Annotated in this window: 18 protein-coding genes; 5 read left to right on the top strand and 13 right to left on the bottom strand. The window is 55.5% G+C overall.

Features of this window, described 5'->3' with window-relative positions; genetic code table 11:
- Positions 1-85: 85 nt before the first annotated feature.
- Genes fdoI through fdnG form a run of 3 tightly spaced genes read right to left on the bottom strand, consistent with a single transcriptional unit; the run spans position 86 to position 4,683 of the window.
- Positions 86-721, bottom strand: coding sequence for a formate dehydrogenase cytochrome b556 subunit (gene fdoI, locus QMG90_RS21710; RefSeq protein WP_283281872.1), 636 nt, complete (start codon positions 719-721; stop codon positions 86-88).
- The gene (fdxH, locus tag QMG90_RS21705; RefSeq protein WP_049849290.1) at positions 718-1,620 is read right to left on the bottom strand and encodes a formate dehydrogenase subunit beta; all 903 of its coding nucleotides are present in this window, start codon (positions 1,618-1,620) and stop codon (positions 718-720) included. Before fdxH ends, fdoI begins: the two co-directional genes overlap by 4 nt.
- A gap of 12 nt (positions 1,621-1,632) precedes the next feature.
- Positions 1,633-4,683: a formate dehydrogenase-N subunit alpha gene (gene fdnG, locus QMG90_RS21700; RefSeq protein WP_283281869.1), complete on the bottom strand. Its 3,051-nt coding sequence runs from the start codon at positions 4,681-4,683 to the stop codon at positions 1,633-1,635.
- A 213-nt stretch (positions 4,684-4,896) separates the two neighbouring features.
- On the opposite strand from fdnG, the gene fdhD reads away from it, so the two are divergent.
- On the top strand, positions 4,897-5,682 hold the full coding sequence (gene fdhD, locus QMG90_RS21695) for a formate dehydrogenase accessory sulfurtransferase FdhD (protein WP_419098641.1): 786 nt from the start codon (positions 4,897-4,899) through the stop codon (positions 5,680-5,682).
- Positions 5,683-5,810: 128 nt separating this feature from the next.
- Complete coding sequence (locus QMG90_RS21690) at positions 5,811-6,023, top strand: YdgH/BhsA/McbA-like domain containing protein (protein WP_038161483.1); 213 nt, start codon at positions 5,811-5,813, stop codon at positions 6,021-6,023.
- Between the two features lie 45 nt (positions 6,024-6,068).
- On the opposite strand, the gene QMG90_RS21685 is transcribed toward QMG90_RS21690, so the two are convergent.
- Genes QMG90_RS21685 through QMG90_RS21670 form a run of 4 tightly spaced genes read right to left on the bottom strand, consistent with a single transcriptional unit; the run spans position 6,069 to position 10,776 of the window.
- Positions 6,069-7,814, bottom strand: coding sequence for a putative frv operon regulatory protein (locus QMG90_RS21685; RefSeq protein ID WP_283281863.1), 1,746 nt, complete (start codon positions 7,812-7,814; stop codon positions 6,069-6,071).
- Between the two features lie 8 nt (positions 7,815-7,822).
- The gene (locus QMG90_RS21680) at positions 7,823-8,884 is read right to left on the bottom strand and encodes an aminopeptidase (protein ID WP_283281861.1); all 1,062 of its coding nucleotides are present in this window, start codon (positions 8,882-8,884) and stop codon (positions 7,823-7,825) included.
- Positions 8,874-10,319: a PTS fructose-like transporter subunit IIBC gene (locus tag QMG90_RS21675; RefSeq protein ID WP_283281859.1), complete on the bottom strand. Its 1,446-nt coding sequence runs from the start codon at positions 10,317-10,319 to the stop codon at positions 8,874-8,876. Before QMG90_RS21675 ends, QMG90_RS21680 begins: the two co-directional genes overlap by 11 nt.
- Before the next feature lie 10 nt (positions 10,320-10,329).
- Positions 10,330-10,776, bottom strand: coding sequence for a PTS fructose transporter subunit IIA (locus QMG90_RS21670; RefSeq protein WP_283281857.1), 447 nt, complete (start codon positions 10,774-10,776; stop codon positions 10,330-10,332).
- Between the two features lie 501 nt (positions 10,777-11,277).
- Here QMG90_RS21670 and QMG90_RS21665 point away from each other — a divergent pair.
- Positions 11,278-12,621, top strand: coding sequence for a carbohydrate porin (locus QMG90_RS21665; protein ID WP_283281854.1), 1,344 nt, complete (start codon positions 11,278-11,280; stop codon positions 12,619-12,621).
- A 43-nt stretch (positions 12,622-12,664) separates the two neighbouring features.
- On the opposite strand, the gene rhaM is transcribed toward QMG90_RS21665, so the two are convergent.
- The 5 genes from rhaM to rhaB form a co-directional block, all read right to left on the bottom strand.
- Entirely contained in the window at positions 12,665-12,979 is a 315-nt protein-coding gene (gene rhaM / locus QMG90_RS21660; RefSeq protein ID WP_283281852.1) for an L-rhamnose mutarotase, read from the bottom strand.
- Positions 12,976-14,124 (bottom strand): lactaldehyde reductase, encoded by a 1,149-nt coding sequence (gene fucO, locus QMG90_RS21655; protein WP_283281850.1) that lies wholly within the window; start codon positions 14,122-14,124, stop codon positions 12,976-12,978. The genes rhaM and fucO overlap by 4 nt, the downstream gene beginning before the upstream one ends.
- Before the next feature lie 49 nt (positions 14,125-14,173).
- Positions 14,174-15,004, bottom strand: a complete 831-nt coding sequence (rhaD, locus tag QMG90_RS21650) for a rhamnulose-1-phosphate aldolase (RefSeq protein WP_283281848.1) — start codon at positions 15,002-15,004, stop codon at positions 14,174-14,176.
- Positions 15,005-15,083: 79 nt separating this feature from the next.
- Positions 15,084-16,343 (bottom strand): L-rhamnose isomerase, encoded by a 1,260-nt coding sequence (gene rhaA, locus QMG90_RS21645; protein ID WP_283281846.1) that lies wholly within the window; start codon positions 16,341-16,343, stop codon positions 15,084-15,086.
- Entirely contained in the window at positions 16,340-17,809 is a 1,470-nt protein-coding gene (gene rhaB / locus QMG90_RS21640; protein ID WP_283281844.1) for a rhamnulokinase, read from the bottom strand. The genes rhaA and rhaB overlap by 4 nt, the downstream gene beginning before the upstream one ends.
- Before the next feature lie 302 nt (positions 17,810-18,111).
- Here rhaB and rhaS point away from each other — a divergent pair, with 302 nt between their 5' ends.
- Together rhaS and rhaR are read left to right on the top strand one after the other, a co-directional pair.
- Entirely contained in the window at positions 18,112-18,948 is an 837-nt protein-coding gene (gene rhaS / locus QMG90_RS21635) for an HTH-type transcriptional activator RhaS (protein WP_283281842.1), read from the top strand.
- Between the two features lie 72 nt (positions 18,949-19,020).
- Positions 19,021-19,866, top strand: coding sequence for an HTH-type transcriptional activator RhaR (rhaR, locus tag QMG90_RS21630; RefSeq protein WP_283281840.1), 846 nt, complete (start codon positions 19,021-19,023; stop codon positions 19,864-19,866).
- On the opposite strand, the gene rhaT is transcribed toward rhaR, so the two are convergent.
- Positions 19,863-20,897 (bottom strand): L-rhamnose/proton symporter RhaT, encoded by a 1,035-nt coding sequence (rhaT, locus tag QMG90_RS21625; RefSeq protein WP_283281838.1) that lies wholly within the window; start codon positions 20,895-20,897, stop codon positions 19,863-19,865. The two genes, rhaR and rhaT, sit on opposite strands and share 4 nt — an antisense overlap.
- Between the last annotated feature and the right edge of the window lie 197 nt (positions 20,898-21,094).

Here is a 21,094-nt window from a genome sequence, read left to right as displayed (position 1 = left end):
GTTGTCAAAAATCGCGATTCAGAAACGAAAATGGCGCCGGACACGAACGTCTCCGGCGCCACGCCATGCTCTTTCACTGCACAGTTTACGGGATGGTTTTATCCTGTTTTTCACGCACTTCACGGAACCAGCGGGGGTGATGTTTCCTTGCCCACGCGTTGGTGACCCAGCCTTCAACCATCGCAGTAATGGTGCCTTTCACCCACAGAGCGGCGTAGATATGCACCATGATAACCACAATCAGCGCCACGGCCGCAAATGAATGCAGCATTAACCCAAATCGGATCACAGGAATGGAGAACGCTGGCGCAAAATACGGACGCCAGATAATCACACCGCTGACCAGCAACAGCACCAGCAGGATGATCGCCGCCCAGAAAACGCATTTCTGACCGAAGTTGTACCGCCCGGTATCGCCCACCTCATCGTTGACCACGATCTTGCGAATGTTCTTCGCCCAGAAGATATCGTCACGATTGATCAGGTTGTGATGCCAGTAACGGAAGAACATGATGATGAATGAGGCAAACATCACCACGCCAACGAACGGATGCAGAATACGCGCCAGCTGCGGCGTACCGAGAATGTGCATCAACCAGTTGAAGGACGGGAAGAAAAAGCCCAGTCCGCTTACCGCCGCCAGAACGAAGCAGAAGGCGGTTACCCAGTGGTTGATACGCTCCGGCGCCGTGTAGCGCACGATGGTGTCACGTCTTTTCATTTGCGCACCTCGTCTTTCTCTTCGTGGAGGTTATCGTCTTCCTCTTCCGCACGGTTCGGACCGACACCAACGTAGTGGAAGATGCTGGCGGCGAAGGTGGCCGCAAAGCCAATAGCAGCCAGCGGTTTCCAGACCCCTTTCCAGAACTTCACGGTTTCGCTGATGGCCGGGTTTTCCGGCAGGCCGTGGTACAGATTCGGCTTGTCGGCATGATGGAGGACGTACATGACGTGCGTACCGCCAACCCCCGCCGGATCGTACAGGCCCGCGTTATCATAACCACGGGTTTTCAGCTCGCTCACACGCTCACCGGCAAGTGTTGTCATGGCTTCTTTCGAGCCAAAGTGGATAGCACCTGTCGGGCAGGTTTTCACGCAGGCCGGTTCCTGGCCCACCACCACACGGTCAACGCACAGCGTACATTTATAGACGCGGTTGTCTTCCGGGTTGAGGCGCGGCACATCGAACGGACAACCGGCGATGCAGTAGCCGCAGCCAATGCACTGCTCAGACTGAAAATCGACGATACCGTTAGCGTACTGAATGATAGCGCCTTCAGCCGGGCAGGCTTTCAGACAGCCTGGATCGGCACAGTGCATACAGCCATCCTTACGGATGAGCCATTCCAGTTTGTCGTTTTGCTCCACTTCCGAGAAGCGCATCACCGTCCAGGATTTGGCGGTCAAATCGGCGGGGTTATCGTACACCCCGACGTTGTGTCCCACTTCATCACGCAGGTCGTTCCATTCCGAACAGGCCACCTGACAGGCTTTACAGCCGATACAGGTTGTGACGTCGATGAGCTTCGCCACTTCCTGCTGGTGATCCCGCGCCTGTGGCGCGGGGGTGAAACCGTTAGTCGCGGAACGACGAATAATGTCTTGCGATTGATAAGCCATAAGTCGTCTCCGTTACACCTTTTCCACGTTCACGAGGAAGGCCTTGAACTCCGGCGTCTGCGTATTCGCATCACCGACGAACGGTGTCAGCGTATTGGCAATAAAGCCTTTTTTCGCCACACCTTCATAGCCCCAGTGGATCGGAATGCCGATAGTATCGATATCTTTACCATCTGCCTTCAGCGTGCGAATGCGCTTGGTCACCACCGCTTTGGCCTTGATATAGCCACGGTTGGAGGAGACTTTCACGGTATCGCCCTGGCTGATGCCAAGCTTGCCGGCGAGTTTCTCGCCGATCTCCACAAACTGCTCCGGCTGCGCGATGGCGTTCAACAGCGCATGCTTGGTCCAGTAGTGGAAATGCTCGGTCAGACGATAGGTTGTACCGACGTACGGGAACTTATCTGCTTTGCCCAATGCTTCCATATCATCTTTAAAGATACGGGCTGCCGGGTTAGAGATAACCTTCGGATGCAGCGGGTTGGTGCCCAGCGGCGTTTCAAACGGCTCGTAGTGTTCCGGGAACGGCCCTTCCGCCATTTTATCCACGGCGAACAGGCGACCCATCCCTTCCGGCTGCATGATGAACGGCCCGACATCACTGCCTGGTGCCGCGGTGCTGTAGTCCGCAATATCCACACCGCCCCATTTCGCGCCATCCCATTTCAGCAACTGACGCTTCGGATCCCACGGGTTGCCCTGCGGATCAGCGGAGGCGCGGTTGTACAGGATGCGGCGGTTGAGCGGCCATGCCCATGCCCAGCCAAGTGTATTGCCCAGCCCTGACGGGTCGGCGTTGTCGCGGTTAGCCATCTGGTTGCCGTTCGGCGTCCAGCTACCGGCGAAAATCCAGCAGCCACTGGACGTGGTGCCGTCATCACGCAGTTGGGCAAACGAGCTTAACTGCTGGCCTTTCTTAACGATCACTGCGCCGGTTGCCGGGTCGGTGATATCCGCCAGCGCTTTACCGTTGCTCTCCATCGCCACTTCTTCAGATGACGGTTCCTCAGGCGTTGAGTAGTTCCAGGTCATATTGAGCACCGGCTCAGGCACCGGACCGCCTTCGGCGGCATACATCTTACGAAGACGCAAGAAAATACCGGCGAGGATTTCACCGTCGGTTTTGGCGATCCCCGGGGCGTCCGCGCCTTTCCAGTGCCACTGCAGCCAACGACCGGAGTTAACGATAGAACCGTTCTCTTCGGCAAAACAGGTGGATGGCAGACGGAACACTTCGGTCTGGATTTTCGATGGATCAACGTCGTTCGACTCGCCGTGGTTCTGCCAGAACGTCGACGTTTCGGTATTGAGCGGATCGATTGTTACCAGGAATTTCAGTTTCGACAGTGCCGCAACCACCTTGTTCTTGTTCGGGAACGAGGCCACCGGGTTAAAGCCCTGGCAGAGATAGCCGTTGACCTGGCCCTTATACATCATGTCGAAATACTGCAGGACGTCGTAGCCTTTGTCCCACTTCGGCAGCCAGTCAAAGCCCCAGTTGTTTTCAGCCGTCGCTTTGTCGCCATAGAACGACTTCATCATTGAGACGAAGAATTTCGGATAGTTGCCCCAGTAGTTAACCTGGCCCTCCAGCAGCGGTTTCGGCGTGTTGGCGGTGAGGTACGTCTGCAGGTCAGCCTGTTTTTCGTTCGGCAGTGTCATGTAGCCCGGCAGGCTTTGCGACAGCAGGCCGAGATCGGTGAGACCCTGAATATTGGAGTGACCGCGCAGGGCGTTCACACCGCCGCCTGCCATCCCCATGTTGCCCAGCAGCAACTGAACCATCGCCATCGTACGGATGTTCTGCGCACCGATGGAGTGTTGCGTCCAGCCGAGGGCGTAGAGGAACGACGCGGTTTTATCTTTCGCGCTGGTTTCTGCAATGTATTCGCATACTTTCAGGAAATCCGCTTTCGGCGTACCGCAGATGGTTTCAACCATTTCTGGCGTATAACGGGAAACGTGCTCTCGCAGTAAATTCCAGACGCAACGCGGATGGCTTAAGGTCAGGTCGCGTTTTGCGTGACCGTTTTCATCCAACTCGTAGTTCCAACTGGTTTTATCGTACTTGCGTTTGTCCGCGTCATAGCCGGTGAACAGGCCGTCTTCGAATCCGTAATCTTCACGCACGATCAGGCTGGCGTTGGTATAGGCGTCGACATATTCACGGTTAATTTTGTTATTGGTGATCAGGTACAGCAACACGCCTGACAGGAAGGCAATGTCAGTACCGGAACGAATCGGCGTATAGAAATCGGCCACGGATGCCGTACGGGTGAAACGCGGATCGATCACAATTAGCTTCGCGCCGTTGTGGATCTTCGCTTCCATCGCCCAGCGGAATCCTACCGGGTGCGCTTCAGCGGCGTTACCGCCCATCACCACGATCAGGTTGGCATTCTTCATGTCGACCCAGTGGTTGGTCATCGCACCGCGACCAAATGTTGGAGCAAGACTTGCTACCGTTGGTCCGTGTCAGACACGCGCCTGGTTGTCGACCGCGAGCATACCGAGCGCGCGGGTAAATTTCTGGGTTAAATAACCGGTTTCGTTGCTGGAGGCAGACGCACACAGCATGCCGGTGGAGAGCCAGCGGTTAACCGTCGTGCCTTCCGCGTTTTGCGCGATAAAGTTGGCATCGCGGTCGGCTTTCATCAGCTTAGCGATGCGATCGAAAGCGTCTTCCCAGCTAATTTGCTGCCATTTATCAGAACCCGGAGCGCGATATTCCGGATACTTCAAACGACTTTCAGAATGGATAAAATCAACCAGCCCGGCGCCTTTCGGACAGAGCGCACCACGACTTACCGGATGGTCCGGGTCCCCTTCAATATGGAAGATGGATGCTTTGGCGTTTTTAGCACCGTCGCCGAGGCTATACATTAACAGCCCACAGCCCACGGAACAGTATGTACAGGTATTACGGGTTTCGCGGGTGCGCAACAGCTTGTACTGCCGCGTTTCCGCCAGTGCGGCGCCGGGTGCGAATCCCAGTGCCGCCGCCGTGGTGCCTGCCATACCGCCAGCGCAGATCTTAAAGAACTGCCTTCTGCTGACCTGCATGGTTTGCTCCTTGTTTCTTTTAGACATTGTCACGTGTAGTTATTAGCCTTTGCGGATAACGCCACAAAGGTTCAAAATTGGAGTTATTTCCCTCATCCATGGAGGGAATTGCACCAGAATACCACATTGTCGGTATACCTGTTCCAATACGGTTAATACAAAGTGAACAAGATCTATCCAAAACAAGTCAATAGTGTGACGGAAGTCACGGGGATGCGCCAAATCGCCCTCTGGAAGCGGCAGGATTTGCAACATCCTCAGCCAGACGAGTTAGCCGAAGAGGTTCCGGTTGCGCTGGTATATAACGGTATTTCCCATGTGGTGATGATGGCCTCTCCGAAGGATCTGGAGCTTTTTGCTCTCGGTTTTTCATTATCTGAAGGGATTATCGAAAATCGACGGGAAATTTACGGGATGGATGTGGTGCAAGCCTGCAATGGCCTGGAGGTACAGATTGAGCTCTCCAGCCGCCGGTTTATGGGGCTGAAAGCGCATCGTCGCGCGCTGGCGGGACGCACCGGGTGCGGTGTCTGCGGCGTTGAGCAACTGAACGACATCGGAAAACCGGTTTCGCCATTGCCGTTCACCCAGACGTTCGATCTCAATCATCTTGATCTGGCGCTTGAGCATTTGAACGATGTGCAACCGATCGGCAGACTCACCGGCTGTACGCATGCTGCCGCCTGGGTAACGCCATCGGGCGAACTGGCGGGCGGTCATGAAGATGTCGGGCGGCATGTGGCGCTGGATAAACTACTCGGGCGCCGGGCGATGGAAGACGATCGCTGGACGCAAGGGGCGGCGCTGGTGTCCAGTCGCGCCAGTTATGAAATGGTGCAGAAGTCGGCCATGTGCGGCGTGGAGATCCTGTTTGCGGTTTCTGCGGCGACCACGCTGGCGGTCGAAGTGGCGGAGCGCTGTAACCTGACGCTGGTGGGCTTCTGCAAGCCCGGTCGCGCGACGATTTATACCCACCCGGAACGTCTGATTGCGGGTTAAATGTTAGTCAGTTTTTTTGAAAGAAGAGAGCAAATCCTTCCGCTTTTCGTTGATGAGTCATGGCGCTATTATTTATCACATCAAGGCACGGCGCCTTATCTCAACAATGAAATTGAAGGGTTTATATCATGAAAAGCATCAAAACTTTTGTCGCAGTTATCGCTCTCGCTACTACTTTCGGTTCTTTCGCTGCACAGAACGTGACTGCAACCAGCTCAACGCTTGATGGCGCAGAAGCGAAAATCGCCGCCCAGGCTCAGGCCGCTGGCGCATCGTCTTACACCATCACCGAAGCTTTCAGCGGCAACCGTGTTCACATGACGGCTGAACTGAACAAATAAACACAGTGTTATTGTCGAAAGAGCGCCTCCGGGCGCTTTTTTTGTTTATCCGCGCAGCAGCGCCAGAAAATCATCGTAATTACTCAGGCCTGAAATCGTCGTTTGTGGATAGCGATACAGGACACTCGCCAGATAGCTAAAAATCTTCAGTTCATGCCGCGCACTCGCTGAGGCGCAGGCAATCAGCACGTGGCTTACCGGTTCGTTATTCACCGATACCGGCTGAGCAAGGGTAATAAAGTAGCCGCGGAAATGGGTTTGCCGTTCACTCCAGCAGTGCGGGATGGCGAGCTGATTAACGATCAGGTTTTCACCTTCCCGCTCGCGTTGTTCAATACGCCACGCTTCGTCCACCGTCAGATGACCGCCGTCCGTCAGCCGCTTGCAGATATGCGCAATCACGCTTTGCCATTCTTCATTGCGGTCATTGGCGTAATGAAAGCTGCCCTGCGACAGGAAAAAACGCTCTGGCCGCTGGCGAATAAAGGCCGACGCCAACAGATCTTTGATCTGGCCGATCGCGGCGGGTGTAATAATATTCTTCACGATCAACACCTCGCCGGGCATCTCGTCAAGAAAGTGATGGCTGTTGTTCACGATCAGCGCCGGTTCAACATCGGCGCACAGGTTACGTAATTCTCCCGGGGTTCGCGCAATGATTACCCGGCAGCTCATCACATCGCGTTCAATGGCCTGCTTGTTGATCGTCGCAATGGCGTTTTGATCGGCCAGCAGAATGACCGGATAGCGATCCTGTTGATGACGTTCCAGCGCGCAGGCGAAGTACAGCCCGACCAGATCGCTGTCAAACACCGGAATGTCCTGCTCCTCGCGCAGCTTATTAATAAACTGGAGACCTAAATCGAATGCCGCAGGCCACGCGGCTTTCAGGTTATTCATACTGCCCTGACGGTTTTCCGGCAACCAGACCGGCGAGGCGCTACAGCGGGCGATATGCCCGGTTAAATCTTCAATCAACTGGGGATCAATAACATGCAGCGGCGTCAGTTCTGGCAGGCTGCGCAGCAACCCGGCAATATAATTCGTGGTGATGGTTTCCGCGCGCTGCTGGTGGTTGTCGAGAAAATGCACCGCTGCGCTGAAGGCGTCTGCTCCCAGCCATAACCCCACGTCATCAGCAATGCGCTGCAGCGTCTCATTGTGGAAATGCGGCAGATCCGGCGACAGCCGGTTACGTAACGCATACACCGCCAGAATAATACTCGCCAGATAATCCGCAGGAATGGCTGGCCAGTCGCGGGCGCGGCTGCAGGCATCCTGTAACCGCGCAAGGGAATCCGGATCGATACCGGGGAGAGGAAAAAGTAGCGGGTCTTTTTTCAGCAGATTCGCCAGTAAAACAAGGCATTTCTCTTCCGGCTCATCAATAAAATGGCCTGCGCCAGGGCGACTCTGAATACTAAACGCTTTTTCATAGCGCGCTTTCAGGCGCACCAGCCGTTCCGCAATCCAGGTTTCTGGCAGATTCAGCGTGTTTGCCAGTTGCGTGCGCGTGACGAACGCGTTAAGCAGCAGCATCGCCAGCAACCGGTCATCATTATCATGCCGCTGTAAAAGTTCGAAATAGCTACGCCTGTCGAAAATTTCCAGTTGATAACCGACGCTGGCGACGGCCATGACCCGCGCTTTCCCGCTCAGGGTAAAGTTGAGGTAATCAATGTCGCGCAGGATCGTTCGCCCGGAAACGCCGGTGAGCTGCGCCAGCACGTTGAGTGAACAAGGCTGTTGTTCGAGTCTGGCAAGCAGCGTCAGCTGGCGTTCATTGAGCATAATTCTCCTTAGCGAAAATCGCCCAGCACGCGGGCGCTGTTTTTATCCAGCGACTGTAACAGCTCGCGAAGAATGGACAGCGTTGCCGTGTAATCCTGCACCGAAATCATGCCGCTGTTAGCATGCAGATAGCGGGTTGGCAGGCACAGCGAAATCACCGGACGTCCGCCGCCCATCACATTGTAGCGGCCGCCGTCGGTGGCACCGGTTTTCATCGTGCAGAACTGGATGGGTGCTTCAGCCCGTGCCGCGCTGGTTTTCAGTGCTGCCAGCAGCTTCTGATTGGGGAAATAACGCTTATCGAATAGCATGACTGCCGGTCCCTCGCCAAGTTTGAGTGGGTACTTAATGGCATCAATGCCGGGAACATCGCCCGCCACGGCGGTATCCAGAACAATAACGATGTCCGGTTTGATGTGCTCTGCGGAGGTTTGCGCGCCGCGCAAACCCACCTCTTCTTCCACACTACCTACGCCGAAAAGTGTAATCTCTGGATTATCAACCGTTTGCAACAGCTCAGCCATTAATGCACAGCCGACGCGATTATCCAGCGCCTTTCCTGTTATTTTATCGGCCGACCAGCGGGCAAAATTAGCTTCCGGGCTGACAAAATCGCCGAACGCAATGCCCGCATTAACCACATCTTCGCGACAGTTCGCGCCGATATCGATAAACATCTCGTCAAAATTAAGCGGCTGCTGCTTCTGTTTTTCGCTAAGCGCATGAGGTGCCACGGAGCCGATAATTCCGGGGATTTTGTTGCCGCTGCGGGTGCGGATCGTCACCCGGTGGTTGAGCATCGACTGATTCCACCAACTGCCGATTGTCTCAAAACGGATGAATCCCGCGTCGCTGATGTGGGTCACCATAAAACCAACTTCATCCATATGGCCGACGAGGGCGACTTTCGGCCCGCGCGACCCTTTGCGGGCGATAATGCTGCCAAGCCCGTCAAAGGTGATCTCATCAGCGTGCGGTTCGAGCGTCTTGAGCAGGATCTGGCGGACTTCCTGCTCGTCACCGCTGACCGCGCATGCGTTACACAACGTTTCCAGCAACTCACTGTTCATGAACCAACTCCGGTTTTGCCGCTTTACGCTTCATCCACAGTCCTTTCAGGATGATAATCAAGGCGATATTCATCACCAGCCCGATGCCTAACACCAGATAAAACGACCCGGCGGGCGACATCAGCCCGATTAACGGATCGAATATACCGAGGCCCGGCGCCAGACGTTTGATGCCAAAAGCGATCACCAGCATGCCGGTGATCCCACCGCTGAGCGTATTGGCGGTAATCATCGGTAGCGGCGCGGCCAGGGCATAAGGAATAGCCGGCTCGGTCGCCACTGTCGCACCCACCACAATCGCGCTGCTGGCGGCGGCTTTTTCCTGTTGCGTGAACAGTTTAGGCGCAATGTAGGTGGCGATCCCGGCAGCCATCGGCGGCATCAGCGTGACGACGCCCACAATGGCGTACCAGTCGTAGATATGTTTTTCCAGCAGCGAAAAGCAAAAGAACCAGGCGGTTTTGTTGATCGGGCCGCCCATATCGAAAGCCAGCATTGCGCCCACCAGAAACGCGGCGCCCAGCTTCATTGACGGTGGAATGGTGTTCAGAAAATGCAGTAGTCCGCCCATGACGTCTGACATCAATGGACCGATGACGTAATACGTCAGCACGCCGAAGATAAACAGCGTCACGAAAGGGATGAGCATCGAGCCCAGCAGTGGTTGTAACGCTTTACCCAGTTTGATTTTGCGAAACCACAGCACAAAGTAACCAATCGCCAGACCCAGCACGACGGCGCCAAGAAAGCCTGCGCCGGACTGCGTGCCCAGCAGGCCTTTATCGTTAGCCAGATAGCAGACCAGGAACGCCGGTGCGAAGGCGGGTTTATCGGCAATCGACAGGGCGATATACGCACCCATTATCGGGATCATAAAGGTAAAGCCCAGATAACCGATCGACTCGACAATCCAGGTAAACGACGGTGCGCCTTTCGCCATGTCGGTATAAGGCAAGCCGAGTTGCACCAGCATGTTGGCGATGGCCACCAGGATACCGCCGCCGATCACGAACGGCAACGCGGCGGACACGCCCGCCATCAGGTGGCTCATCACGCTACCCTGTTGCACTTCCTGCTGGCCGAGTTTCACGCCGCTTTCGGCAGCGAAAAGGTGCGAATGCGTCGGTAACTGCGTGAAAATCTGGTCGATATTCTTCAGGGCCTGGGAAATGGCAATTTCATACACTTGTTTCCCGGCGAAGCGGCTGCGGTCGTCCGCGCTGAGCCCGCGACCGGTAGCTAAAATGACATAATCGGCATCGGCAATCTCTTGCGCGCTGAGGCGATTTTCCACCCCGCTCGACCCCTGTGTTTCGACTTTAATGGTATGGCCCAGCGCGCGCGCTTTCTGCTCCAGCGCTTCGGCGACCATATAAGTATGCGCGATCCCCGCGGGGCAGTTGGTTATCGCCACCAGACGTAATGTTGGTTCCATAGACGGCTCCTTATTCGCTAATCGTTTGATTTAACAGAGCAACTATCTGGCTGACGTCGCCATTTTTGAGTTTCTCAATGAATTCCGCGTGAATGATTTTTCGGCACAGGGCACCAATTAGCTGTATCTGGTTTTCTTCGCCTTCCTGCGGTACGCCGAGGCAGATCCAGCAGGTGACCGGCGCTTCATCGCTGGCTTTCCAGTCCACGCCGTGCGACTGACGGGCAAACAAAACAAAAGGCTGTTTTACGCAAGCGCTTTTGCCGTGAGGCACCGCTACGCCGGAACCGAATCCGGTGGAGTGCAATTTTTCGCGAAGCAGGAGCGTTTGCAGGAAGCGATTTCTGTCGTTGACGAAGCCATTTTCTTCGGCCATTTCAGCCAGTTGTTTGAGGATCGAATAAGCTGTGTTGCCACGAATATTCAGGTCGATGCAGGAAGGGGTCAGTACAGCCATTGGGTCACTCCGTCTCAGATTATCTTTTAGATTGTAGCGGGGCGATGGTCAGGAAATGAGCGGGAATATGTCAGAGGTCGGTGACAAGACGCCGCCTATCTGACCACGTTTTTTGTGTCCTGAAACACACTTTCGCTTTTGAGTTCTGAGTAAGGATAAAGCGTGGTGATAAGACTTATGGATATAATTCCACCATCAATATAAAGAAGGTTTTTAATTAAATAAACATCTGGGAAATTTATCGCGAATAACATGCCTCATAATTATTTTGCGGCTCTATTCAGTAAACTTATACAAATAAAAAACGCTGTTATCTTGCTCACGTTATTGCGTTAACCTTCTTTTCATTATTTTTATTCTCTCCTTATTATTTCCACGCCTGTGGCGCAACGTCTTTGCGCTAAACAATTAAAACAATAATTTATTCATCGCCATTATGTTTTATTTCACGGCGGAACATGGATTCCGTTATCCACTCTATTACCTCGAGGAAGACGGGTAATGAATAAATCAATACTGGCAGTGGCTGTCGGGTTATTACTGGCGGCAAATACAGGTCTGGCAAAAACATCGTCACTGACGCTGGAACAACGTCTGCAGCAGCTCGAAGACAGGCTGGAAGCCGCGGAAAATCGTGCGGCGCAGGCGGAGAAAGAGGTGCAGCAACTTAAAGCGGAACAGGTGGCGCAGAACCCGATCGCCACGCGCAGTGAAACGCCGCCACAAGAAACAGCAAAAAACAGTACGCCACCGACATTAACGCTATCCGGTTATGGTGATCTGAAAGTCTATGGCGACGTTGAATTCAATATGGATGCCGAAAGCCGTCAGGGTTCGCTTATTTCTAATGCCGATAACAGCAATGAACGGTGGGATCTCAATGGGCGAATTCTGTTAGGGTTTGACGGAATAAGAAAACTCGACAACGGTTATTTTGCTGGCTTTTCCGCGCAGCCGCTGGCGGATATGACAGGGTCGATGGATCTCGATGATGCCGTTTTCTTTTTCGGTCAGGAGAAAGACTGGCAAATAAAAGTGGGGCGATTCGAAGCTTATGATATGTTCCCGCTGAATCAGGATACGTTTGTTGAACACTCCGGGAATACAGCGAACGATCTTTATGATGATGGCAGCGGTTATATCTACATGATGAAAGAAGGGCGCGGACGCTCCGATGCCGGTGGCAACTTCCTGATGAGCAAACAGATGGGCGACTGGTATTTCGAACTGAACACATTGCTCGAAGACGGAACCTCACTGTATCAGGATAACGCTTATCATGGCCGCGATATGGAACAGCAGAGAAACGTCGCGTATCTGCGTCCGGTGGTGGCCTGGTCGCAGGGGGCTTTCTCCGTGGCGGCAGCTATGGAATCCAACGTGGTCAGTAACGCCTACGGATACACCGACAGTCAGGGCAACTTTGTCGATCAGTCTGATCGCACCGGTTATGGCATGACCATGACCTGGAACGGTTTGCAGAACGATCCGGACAACGGTGTGGTGGTCAATCTTAATACGGCTTACATGGATGCCAGTGATGAAAAAGACTTCACGGCGGCGGTGAACGCGCTGTGGAAACGGTTTGAGCTGGGCTATATCTATGCACACAACAAAGTGGAAGAGGTCGGTGATATCCCGCGCGATGACGATGTCTGGTTTGATGATGCCGGTACCTATGACATTCATACCATTCATGCGTCTTACCAAATCCCGAATGTGATGGATATGGAGAATTTTAATATCTACCTGGGGGCTTACTGGTCGAAACTGCAGGGTGATAATGCCAGTAGCAGCGATGACAATCGTTATGGCGGGCGCGTGCGCTTTAAGTACTACTTCTGATGAGAAAACGCCGGGCAAACATCATGTTGCCCGGCGTAGGGTATTACGCCAGATAAAACACTGGCTTCAGTTCCGCGCTGACCGGGCTGTTGTCCGGGTTGGCGGGCATGACATCACGCATATGTTTCCACCAGCGCTGGCAAACCTCAGTGCTGGCGACGGCATCCCAGCGTTCTTCTGATTCAATCTCAACACTGGCGAACAGCAGGTTGCGTGCTTTGTCGAGGTAAATCGCGTAGTGGTGCGCGCCATGCGCCTTCAGCGTGGCTTCCAGCTCTGGCCAGATCGGATTGTGGCGGCGCGCATATTCTTCATGCGCGTCAGGATTGACCTGCATGACGAACGCTTTGCGGATCATAACGCCTCCAGATACAGGTCACGAACTTCGTCGCGGCTGGCGGTGCGTGGGTTACACGGTGCGCACGGATCGGCGAGCGCTTTGTCCAGCCAGCCCTCGATATCCGCTCGGGTGACGCCCAGTTTGCTGAAGCCGGACGGAATACCCACCCTGGCGCTTAACTGACGAATCGCGTTGATGGCTTCTGTGCTGGCGGCTTCGTCGCTCATACCGCGCGTTTCCACGCCCATGGCGTGTGCCACACGGGCAAAGCGCGCCACAGCGTTCGGGCGGTTAAAGTTTTCGATGATCGGCAGCAGGATGGCGTTGCAGACGCCGTGCGGCAGGTTGTGCGTGGCGCCCGGCTGATGCGCCAGCGCGTGAACCAGCCCCAGACCCGCGCTGTTAAAGGCCATTCCCGCCAGATACTGGCCAAACGCCATTTGTTCACGCGCTTCAAGGTTGTGGCCATCGTCGACAGCTTTCGGCAGCCAGAGGGTGATCAGGCGAATCGCTTCCAGCGCGTTAGCATCGGTCAGTGGATGCGCGCCAACAGAGACATACGCTTCAATCGCGTGCGTCAGCGCGTCCATGCCAGTGGCTGCGGTCACGGACGCCGGGATCTCCAGCATCACGCTGGCATCGTCAACGGCAATATCCGGGATAATATTCGCATCAATGATCACTTCTTTGACCTGCCGTTCGCTGTCGATGATCACCGCGTTGCTGGTCATCTCCGCCGCAGTACCGGCGGTGGTGTTGATCGCCACCAGCGGTACGCCCGGGTTTTTCACTTTACCCACGCCGGAATAGGCCGTTGACGGGCCGGGGTTGGCGGTCAGGATCTTAATGGCTTTGGCGGTATCAATCGGGCTGCCGCCGCCGAAGGCGATCAGGTAATCGCACTGCGACGCCTTATAGGCGCTAAGGCCTTGTTGCACCAGCGTTTCTGTTGGGTTCGGGAAAACCTCGTCAAACAGGTGATACGACATCTGATGGGCATCCAGCGCGGCAAACAGGCTGTCGAGCAGCCCCAGTTTGACGAGTTGCCCGTCGGTGACAATCAGCGCTTTGCCCCACTGCTTGCCTGCCACCATGTTCACCATATCGCCAATAGCGCCCGCGCCATGCAGGCTGATTTTGGGTAGTGCCAGCATAAAACTCATGTAACTCTCCTTAATGTTTGCTGTGATTTTTCCGGCAGCAGGCGCGTGGTTATTGATAGAGTTCGAGTGCGCTTGCCAGCGGGGTGACGCCAAAGCGTTTACCCAGCGCGATGAGTTGCTCGCGGGTGATGGTCTGCTTCATGCCACCCATCGAATAGACTTTGACTAACACCTGCGCGGATTTCTCGGCGGTGTCGATCAGGCCAAAAGTTTCATCCAGCGTCGGGCCGCTGCCAAAGACACCGTGGAAGGGCCACAGCACCAGCGCGTGTTTTTGCATTTCCTTCGCAGTGGCCTGACCGATGTCGTCCGTGCCCGGCACCATCCACGGCAGAATGCCAACACCGTCAGGGAACACCACCAGACACTCGGTACTGCCTTCCCACAGCTTACGGGTGAAAAGGTCAGTCCGGTTTTCCAGGACGTAGGTCAGCGCAATCAGATTGGTAGCGTGACAGTGCATAATGACGCGGTCTTTACCGCCTGTGGCGATAATACGCTCACAATGGGACTGGAAATGTGCGGGTAATTCCGATGTCGGTACGGCGTCGTCCGTCAGTCCCCAAAAAATGTGATAACCGGCGCCGTCGTTATCGACTTTCACCACGCCGAGATTCGCTGTCGGGTCGAGCTGCACATTGCGGAAAAATTTACCGGAACCGGTAACGATAAACGGCATCCCAGCGAGCTGCGGCAGCGGCTGGCTCAGCGCGATGTAACGCGGTTGTGGGTGAAAATCAGCGCGGTACGGCGCGATATCCGCATCGTCCAGACGCAGCGTCAGGTTGCCGCCGTTGCGTTCGTCCCAGCCTTTCAGCCAGGCGTCAGAAGTGGCTTTGATCATGCCCTGGACGAACCAGGAATTGATAATGGTCTGCATAGTCTTGTGGTTCCTTTGAAAATGCCGGGTGACTCTGTACTTGTAGGCCCGGCAAGCGAAGCGCCGCCGGGCAATGTGTTTACTTGCGATTGGTCAGTACGTCTTTCTCATACGCGCGGACGTTTTCCAGCCACTGGCTGCCTGCCGGCGTGTCATGGCGCTGGCAGTACATTTCCCATACCGCCTGCCACGGCAGCGATTTCTGCTCTTCCAGCAGCGCCAGACGCGCGGTGTAGTCGCCGTCCAGCTCCAGCTGACGCAGTTCGGCGGTCGGCTCCAGCAGCGCACGCAGCAGCGCTTTCTTCATGTTGCGGGTACCAATGACCCACGCCGCGATGCGGTTGATGGAAGCGTCGAAGAAATCCAGACCGATATGAACGCGGTCGAACAGATCGTGACGGATGATCTCGCTGGCGATGGCCTGGGTTTCGTCATCCAGCAGCACCACATGGTCGCTGTCCCAGCGCACCGGGCGGCTGACGTGCAACAACAGGCGCGGCACAAACAGCATCGCGGCAGAGATTTTGTCGGAGATGACCTCCGTCGGGTGGAAGTGGCCCGCATCGAGACACAGCGCGGTCTGGCGGCTGGTGGCGTACCCCATGTAGAACTCGTTCGAGCCCACGGTGTAGCTCTCGGCACCAATACCGAACAACTTGCTCTCCACGGCGTCGATGTGGTGCGCCGGGTTCAGTTTCTCACTGATGATCTCGTCCAGCGCATTCAGCAAACGCTGGCGCGGTGCGAAGCGGTCAACGGTAAGGTCTTTCATACCGTCCGGGATCCAGATGTTCATCACCGACGGGGTGCCCAGTTGCTCGCCAAAATACGCCGACACGCGGCGGCTGGCCTTGCAGTGGTCAATCCAGAACTGGCGGATCTCGTCATTGGCGTGGGCGAGAGTGAAGCCATCGGCGCTCAGCGGATGCGAGAAGCAGGAGGGGTTGAAGTCCAGACCCAACTGATTGGCCTTCGCCCATTTCACCCAGTTAGCGAAATGCTCTGGCTTAATGTCGTTACGGGCGACCGGTGCGTCGGCTTCAAGATAAATCGCGTGCAGATTCAGGCGTTTTGGCCCGGGGATCAGGCTTAACGCCAGTTCGAGATCGGCGCGAAGTTCCGTGGCGTTGCGCGCTTTCCCGGGATAGTTGCCGGTGGCCTGGATCCCGCCGGTTAATGCGCCGGTCGGGTTTTCGAAACCGGCCACGTCGTCGCCCTGCCAGCAGTGCATTGAAACTGGTAAACGATCGAGCTGGCGCAGCGCCTGCTCGACATCCACGCCGACGGCGGCAAAACGCTGTTTAGCCAGTTCCCATGCCTGTTCTGTTTGAGTGGTCATGCGCAAAGCTCCTTTGTCTGTGGTTGCCGCTGAAACTGCGCAACATAGCGGGCAATTTCATGGTTCGGATTGGGCGTAAAAGTGGTCAGGTCGTAGTTCTTGCTCACCACCTGGCGGAAATCGTCGACGTTATTCAGCTCATCCAGCGTCATCAGCTGAATGCCGATGTTGCCGAGCGTCGATGCTTCTGTTGGTCCGGCGATCACGGTGATGCCGCAGGCGTCGGCGCACAGCTGGTTAAGCAGTGGGTTCTGGCAGCCGCCGCCAACAATGTGTAACTGGCTGAATGGCTGGCCGCGCAGGGCGGTGAGTTCTGCCAGCACGCGGGCATACAGCAGCGCCAGACTGTCGAAAATACAGCGCGCCAGTTGCGCCGCCGTGGTGGGTTCCGGCTGCTGGCTTTCGCGGCAGGCAGCCTGGATTTCCACGCTCATGTTGTCGGGGTTAATGAAGCGATCATCGTTGGGATTGATCACAAAGCGGCAGGCCGGAAGCGCTGCGGTTTCGGTGATTAGCGCCTGCAGATCCTTAACGTTTTGTTCCCGCAGCACGCGTTGCAGCAGCCACAGGCCCATAATGTTTTTCAGCACGCGATAGCGACCTTCCGCTCCGCCTTCATTGGTGATGTTGGCCTGCAAGGCCGCATCGCTGGTGCAGGGTGTTTTGCTCTCAAAACCCATCAGCGACCAGGTGCCGGAAGAGAGATACGCCGCATCGTTGCCGTTCAGCGGCGAGGCGATGACCGCGCTGGCGGTATCGTGGCTGGCGACCGCCACCACCGGAATGGCATTTCCTTGCGGGCAGCGCCAGTGGCCGATGACGTTGCCAGGATGCGTCGGCGTACCGAACCAGTGGCGTGGAACGCCTGTCCAGTCGAGCAGCTTCTCATCCCAACTGTCGGTGTTGATGTTGACCAGTTGCGTGGTGGTGGCGTTGGTATATTCCCAGTTCAGCTTGCCGGTCAGGCGGTAGCTGAAATAATCGGGGATCAACAGGGCATGGGCGACGCGGTCGAGCAGTTCCGGCTGTTGTGCTGCCAGCGCATGGAGCTGATAGAGCGTATTAAACGGCAGAAACTGAATGCCGCTACGCTGGTAGATATCGGCTTTACCCAATTGCGTTTGCGCTTGCTGCATCACGCCCTGCGTGCGGCTGTCGCGATAGGAAACCGGCAGCCCGACGCGCTGGCCTTGCTTATCCAGCAGGACATAGTCGACGCCCCAGGTGTCGATGCCGATGCTGTCGATGAGAATGCCCTCGGCACAGACGTTTTCCAGCCCGCAACGAATGCCCGCCTCGAGACTGTCGATATCCCAGCAGTCAAAGCCGTCTCTTTTTTGCAGGCAGTTCACAAAGCGATGCGCCTCGCGAAGCGACAACGTACGTTGTTCGCGGTCGTAACTGGCAAGCATCACACGCCCGCTGGAAGCGCCTAAATCTACGGCGACACAATGGCGAAAAGTCATCTCAGGGGTCCTTCAGATAATCAGTGCATCCAGTCTAAAAAGAGCGCAACGGCGCTACCTTCTCGTTACTGACAGACGAAAATTGGCGCTGGCAAGAAAGCAAAGGTGAAGGTGAGATAGCTCACAGTTTCCAGTTTTGAGCCTGATCTGGCCTGGTGTGACGGTCGCCGCATTTCCTGATTTTTCCGGACGTTTCTTGAAAAAACGGCAGGCTTTGCGCGCTTTGTTGTCAAAAATTCAAGGTGAGATTGCCGCACCACACTTATTATCCTGATAACTTTTCTCATCGGGTGGGAGGCGTTATGACCGTGTTGCACTGTGTGGATTTTTTCCCGTCGGGCATCTCTTCGGTGGCGATCGAGCCGCGGCTCCCCCAGCCCGAATTTCCCGAGCATCACCATGATTTTCATGAAATTGTTATCGTTGAGCATGGTACGGGCATTCACGTTTTTAACGGTCAGCCCTACACCATCAGCGGTGGGACGGTCTGCTTTGTGCGTGATCACGACCGGCATCTTTATGAGCACACCGATAACCTCTGCCTGACCAACGTGCTGTACCGCTCGCCGGAAGCGTTCCAGTTTCTCGCCGGGCTGCACCGATTGTTACCCCAGGAACAGGACGGCGTGTATCCCTCCCACTGGCGGGTTAATCAGAGCGCGTTGCAACAGGTGCGGCAGATCGTGGCGCAAATGGAAAGGCAGGACGAGGACAACGACGCGCATACCATCGCCAATCGCGAAATTCTGTTTATGCAGTTGCTGATCCAGCTGCGCAAAAGCAGTCTCGCGGCGGAGGCCACCAATAACGATGCCCGCCTGAATCAGCTGATCGCCTGGCTGGACGACCATTTTGCAGAAGAGGTCTGCTGGGAAGGCGTCGCCGGGCGCTTTTCGTTGTCGCTGCGCACGCTGCACCGGCAGCTCAAACAGCATACCGGACTGACGCCGCAGCGCTATCTGAACCGGGTGCGTCTGACGAAAGCGCGCCATCTGTTGCGTCACAGTGACGAGAGCGTGACGGATATCGCTTTTCGCTGCGGTTTCGGCGACAGTAACCACTTTTCGACGCTGTTTCGCCGGGAATTTAACTGGTCACCGCGGGATATTCGCCAGGGGCGAGACGCCAGCCTCCAGTAACGCGAAACCAGTCACCGTTTTTTGCTAGTGAAAAAGTCAATAATGGCGGGTGGTTAGCAATGAGGTGGCATCATGCCTGGTGAGCTTATTCTTCGCAAAGCGGACTTTTTTGCGTCGCCCGACCAGGCGGTGGCGGTGGCCGACCGTTATCCGCAAAACGTGTTTGCCGAACATACCCATGAATTTTGCGAGCTGGTGCTGGTGTGGCGTGGCAACGGCCTGCATATCCTCAACGACCGTCCTTACCGCATCACCCGCGGCGATCTGTTTTATATCCGTGCCGAAGACAAACATGCGTACGCCTCAGTGCACGATCTGGTTTTACAGAACATCATCTACTGTCCGGAAAGGCTGACGCTGAATCTCGACTGGGCGGCACATATTCCCGGTCTGCATGGCTCGCGCTGGTCGCCGCACTGGCGGATCGGCAGCAGCGGGATGGCGCAGGCCCGGCAGGTGATTAGCCAGCTCGAACACGAAAGCAACCGGCAGGATGTGTTGTCCGGCGGAATGGCGGAACTGCTGTTTGCACAACTGGTATTCACCCTGAGTCGTCACCGCTATGCCACGGATAACCTCGCCGCGACGCACCGCGAAGCGCTGCTGGATAAACTGATTACCGCACTGGCGGGCAGTCTCAACAGGCCATTCGTGCTGGACGCGTTTTGTGTTCAGGAAGGGTGTAGCGAGCGGGGATTACGCCAGCAGTTTCGCAGCCAGACTGGCATGACCATCAGCCAGTATCTGCGTCAGTTGCGGATTTGCCACGCGCAGTATCTGCTCCAGCATACCGAGCAGATGATCAGCGACATCGCGATGCTGTGCGGCTTTGAAGACAGTAACTATTTTTCAGTGGTGTTTAACCGGGAAGTGGGGATGACGCCAGGGCAGTGGCGTCATCGCAGTCGTGCCGCTTAGTTCGCCATACCGAGGCCCACAATATTGGCGGCGATGATAATCACCACACAACCGAGGCTCAGTACGCCCACCGGACGGCGTCCTGCATTGTTCCACTCTTTCAGCACCAGCCCCACCAGACCGCCGCACAGCACATAGAAACTCATGTGCAGCATCCAGCTCATATAGTCATACTGTGCCGGAATGCGGGCGTGGCCCCAGGCATAAAAGAAGAACTGGAAATACCACATCAGACCGCCCAGCATGGAGAGCAGAACGTTGCTGATGATCAGCGGTTTTGCCAGCGAGAAATCGGCTTTTACCGACAGTTCTTTCACTTTTGCCAGACGAATGAAGCAGAAACCCAGGTTGATGATCGCCCCGCCGCCCATGATAACGACATAGCTCGGCAATGCGACATACAGCGGGTCGACGCCTAATGCGGCGGCGGCTTCATGCATCGGTTTGGCGGCGTTCATGGCAAATGACATGCCTGCTGAGAAAATCCCGCACATGATCGCCAGCGCCAGGCCTTTCTTCAGATTGAACTCTTCCGCCGTGATGCCCATTTTGCGCTCTTTTAGCTGCCCTGCGCGGGTCACGATTCCCACGCCGATGAGCGCAACCAGAACACCCAGTAGCGTCATCTGACCGCCGGGGGTGTGAATCAACACATCAAAGTTGCCGTTAATAATCGGCGTCATCAGTGTCCCGACCACCAGGGTGATGCCGATGGCGATACCGATCCCCATCGACATGCCAAGATAGCGCATGGTCAGGCCATAGTTGATGTTACCCACGCCCCACATGGCGCCAAACAGGAATACCGGCAGCAACGTGGAGGAGGAGAAGGAGCCGTAATAGGCCCAGAAATCAGGAAGCAGCATGGCGCTGACGGCCCAGGGCAGGAGCAGCCAGGAGACGATACCCCCGATTGACCACATGGTTTCCCAGGACCAGTGTTTGACTTTTTTAAACGGGGCATAGAAACAGGCCGCACTGGCTGCGCCTATCAAATGCCAAAAAATACCCATCGTAATCGCGTGACTCATTGTTTTTATCCTCACCGTTGAAGTCGATGAATCTTCATCTGACGGGATGAGTGTAAAAATTGTACAGCGCATTAACCTTCGACCGGTTGCCGCGATACGCGCCACACTGGCAATGAGCGCATGATGGGGGTGAGCGGCCTCACAAAAACAACGTCATAACCAAAAGTTATAACCTTATTAAAACTACGGCATTGATA

This window comes from Trabulsiella odontotermitis (assembly GCF_030053895.1).
GTDB classification, from domain to species: domain Bacteria; phylum Pseudomonadota; class Gammaproteobacteria; order Enterobacterales; family Enterobacteriaceae; genus Trabulsiella; species Trabulsiella odontotermitis_C.
Note: the sequence above shows the minus strand (reverse complement) of the source record. Positions and strands in the feature narration are given on the sequence as shown.

Coding starts and splice junctions, on each gene's coding strand:
- fdoI (WP_283281872.1), bottom strand. CDS start 721: ATGAAAAGACGTGACACCATCGTGCGCTACACGGCGCCGGAGCGTATC.
- fdxH (WP_049849290.1), bottom strand. CDS start 1,620: ATGGCTTATCAATCGCAAGACATTATTCGTCGTTCCGCGACTAACGGT.
- fdhD (WP_419098641.1), top strand. CDS start 4,897: ATGCGCCAAATCGCCCTCTGGAAGCGGCAGGATTTGCAACATCCTCAG.
- QMG90_RS21690 (WP_038161483.1), top strand. CDS start 5,811: ATGAAAAGCATCAAAACTTTTGTCGCAGTTATCGCTCTCGCTACTACT.
- QMG90_RS21685 (WP_283281863.1), bottom strand. CDS start 7,814: ATGCTCAATGAACGCCAGCTGACGCTGCTTGCCAGACTCGAACAACAG.
- QMG90_RS21680 (WP_283281861.1), bottom strand. CDS start 8,884: ATGAACAGTGAGTTGCTGGAAACGTTGTGTAACGCATGCGCGGTCAGC.
- QMG90_RS21675 (WP_283281859.1), bottom strand. CDS start 10,319: ATGGAACCAACATTACGTCTGGTGGCGATAACCAACTGCCCCGCGGGG.
- QMG90_RS21670 (WP_283281857.1), bottom strand. CDS start 10,776: ATGGCTGTACTGACCCCTTCCTGCATCGACCTGAATATTCGTGGCAAC.
- QMG90_RS21665 (WP_283281854.1), top strand. CDS start 11,278: ATGAATAAATCAATACTGGCAGTGGCTGTCGGGTTATTACTGGCGGCA.
- rhaM (WP_283281852.1), bottom strand. CDS start 12,979: ATGATCCGCAAAGCGTTCGTCATGCAGGTCAATCCTGACGCGCATGAA.
- fucO (WP_283281850.1), bottom strand. CDS start 14,124: ATGAGTTTTATGCTGGCACTACCCAAAATCAGCCTGCATGGCGCGGGC.
- rhaD (WP_283281848.1), bottom strand. CDS start 15,004: ATGCAGACCATTATCAATTCCTGGTTCGTCCAGGGCATGATCAAAGCC.
- rhaA (WP_283281846.1), bottom strand. CDS start 16,343: ATGACCACTCAAACAGAACAGGCATGGGAACTGGCTAAACAGCGTTTT.
- rhaB (WP_283281844.1), bottom strand. CDS start 17,809: ATGACTTTTCGCCATTGTGTCGCCGTAGATTTAGGCGCTTCCAGCGGG.
- rhaS (WP_283281842.1), top strand. CDS start 18,112: ATGACCGTGTTGCACTGTGTGGATTTTTTCCCGTCGGGCATCTCTTCG.
- rhaR (WP_283281840.1), top strand. CDS start 19,021: ATGCCTGGTGAGCTTATTCTTCGCAAAGCGGACTTTTTTGCGTCGCCC.
- rhaT (WP_283281838.1), bottom strand. CDS start 20,897: ATGAGTCACGCGATTACGATGGGTATTTTTTGGCATTTGATAGGCGCA.